The following is a 2,214-nucleotide window of genomic DNA, read 5'->3' as shown; positions in this document are numbered from 1 at the left end:
AAACCTGGCGCTTCCCAGCCTTCTTTCACGCCCTGCTGGACGGCGGTGTCTACCCGCCGTGCAGCGCCTTCGAGGCGTGGTTTGTCTCGGCGGCGCTCGACGATGCCGCCTTCGCCCGAATTGCCGACGTGTTGCCCGCGCCCGCCGCCGCAGCCAAGGAGAGCAAGCCCTGATGGCCGAACAGACCCGGATCCACCTGATACGCCACGGCGAGGTGTACAACCCCGACGGCGTGCTATACGGGCGGCTTTCCGGATTCCGATTGTCCGACAAGGGGATTCAGCAAGCCGAAGCGGTGGCCGGGGTGCTGGCCGACCGCGACATCGTGGCGGTCATCGCCTCCCCGCTGCAGCGGGCACAGGAGACGGCTGCGCCGATCGCCGCCCGCCACGACCTGACTGTGGATACCGATCCCGACTTGATCGAGTCGTCAAACTTTTTCGAGGGCAAGCGGTTAGGCCCTGGCGACGGCGCCTGGCGGGACCCGCGGTTCTGGTGGCAGCTGCGCAACCCGTTCACGCCGTCCTGGGGCGAGCCGTACAAGCAGATCGCGGCGCGGATGACGACGGCGGTGGATAAGGCCCGCGCGCTGGCCGCCGGCCACGAGGCGGTGTGCGTCAGCCACCAGCTGCCGGTGTGGACCGTGCGGTTGGCGCTGACCGGCAAGCGGCTCTGGCACGACCCGCGGCGCCGCCAGTGCGCGGTAGGGTCCGTCACGTCGTTGGTATTCGACGGCGACCGGCTGGTCGACGTGCACTACAGCGAGCCTGCGGGCGGATGAGCACGCTGCGGCTGGCGCTCGTCGCCGCGGCGGTGGCCGGCCTGCTGGTCGGCTGCTCCAGCGGCGACGACGCGGTCGCTCAGGGCGGCACCTTCGAATTCGTCTCTCCCGGAGGCAAAACCGACATCTACTACGACCCGCCCGATCACCGCGGCCGACCCGGACCGGTCGCCGGCCCCGAGCTGATGGACCCGTCGCGCACGGTGTCGGTCGACGAGTTCGCCGGCCGCGTTGTCGTGATCAACGTGTGGGGCCAGTGGTGTGGGCCGTGCCGGGCCGAGGTCACCCAACTGCAGCAGGTGTACAACGCCACCAAGGCCGACGGCGTCACGCTGCTGGGCATCGACGTCCGCGACAACAACCGACAGGCGGCCCAGGACTTCGTCAAAGACCGCAATGTGACGTTCCCATCGATCTACGACCCGGCGATGCGCACCATGATCGCGTTCGGCGGCAAGTACCCCACCACCGTCATCCCGTCCACCCTGGTTCTTGACCGCCAGCACCGCGTCGCGGCGGTCTTCCTGCGTGAACTGCTGGCCGCGGATCTGCAGCCGGTGGTGCAACGGATCGCCGCCGAACCGGCCAGGCAGCAATGAGCGGCTTCACCCAAATCGCCTCTGCCGGACCGATATTGCTGGCGCTGAGCGTGTGCTTGCTAGCCGGACTGGTGTCGTTCGCCTCGCCGTGTGTGGTGCCATTGGTGCCGGGTTACCTGTCGTATCTTGCCGCCGTCGTCGGCGTCGACGAGACAGCGAAAGCGCCGCCCGTCGTAAGGTGGCGGGTCGCCGGGTCGGCGGCGTTGTTCGTCGCCGGGTTCACCGTGGTGTTCTTGCTCGGCACGGTCGCCGTGCTGGGCATGACCACCACGTTGATCACCGATCAACTTGTGCTGCAACGGGTTGGCGGGGTGCTGACCATACTGATGGGCCTGGTGTTCGTGGGCTACGTGCCGGCGCTGCAGCGGCAGATCCGGTTCGCGCCGCGGCAATTGTCGACGGTGGCCGGGGCGCCGCTGCTGGGTGCGGTGTTCGCGCTGGGCTGGACGCCGTGTCTGGGGCCGACGCTGACGGGGGTAATCACCGTCGCGTCGGCCACCGACGGCGCGAGCGTGGCCCGCGGAATCGCGTTGACCATCGCCTACTGCCTGGGCTTGGGTATCCCGTTCGTGCTCTTGGCCTTTGGGTCGGCGGCAGCGGTCGGCGGGCTGGACTGGCTGCGCCGGCATACCCGGGCGCTGCAGATCTTCGGCGGTGTGCTGCTGGTCGCCGTCGGTGCCGCGTTGGTCAGCGGTGTGTGGAACGACTTCATCTCGTGGTTGCGCGACGCGTTCGTCTCGGACGTGAGGTTGCCGATTTGAGCCGGCTGCTGGCGTTGACCCGAAACACCTGGCGCGCGTTGACCTCGATGGGCACCGCGCTGGTGCTGCTGTT

3 protein-coding genes and 1 pseudogene are annotated in these 2,214 nt (G+C 68.6%); all 4 read left to right on the top strand.

Annotated elements, in window-relative coordinates; genetic code table 11:
- Nucleotides 1-173: pseudogene (locus WBF82_RS06405) on the top strand (glutamate-1-semialdehyde 2,1-aminomutase); the annotation flags it as partial.
- Entirely contained in the window at nucleotides 173-781 is a 609-nt protein-coding gene (locus WBF82_RS06400) for a histidine phosphatase family protein (RefSeq protein WP_424382233.1), read from the top strand. The pseudogene WBF82_RS06405 and the gene WBF82_RS06400, both read left to right, overlap by 1 nt.
- On the top strand, nucleotides 778-1,380 hold the full coding sequence (locus tag WBF82_RS06395; RefSeq protein ID WP_424382232.1) for a TlpA disulfide reductase family protein: 603 nt from the start codon (nucleotides 778-780) through the stop codon (nucleotides 1,378-1,380). The genes WBF82_RS06400 and WBF82_RS06395 overlap by 4 nt, the downstream gene beginning before the upstream one ends.
- Nucleotides 1,377-2,141 (top strand): cytochrome c biogenesis CcdA family protein, encoded by a 765-nt coding sequence (locus tag WBF82_RS06390; protein WP_424382231.1) that lies wholly within the window; start codon nucleotides 1,377-1,379, stop codon nucleotides 2,139-2,141. Before WBF82_RS06395 ends, WBF82_RS06390 begins: the two co-directional genes overlap by 4 nt.
- Nucleotides 2,142-2,214: the final 73 nt, after the last annotated feature.

Source organism: Mycobacterium sp., assembly GCF_049673265.1.
Classification (GTDB): domain Bacteria; phylum Actinomycetota; class Actinomycetes; order Mycobacteriales; family Mycobacteriaceae; genus Mycobacterium.
Note: the sequence above shows the minus strand (reverse complement) of the source record. Positions and strands in the feature narration are given on the sequence as shown.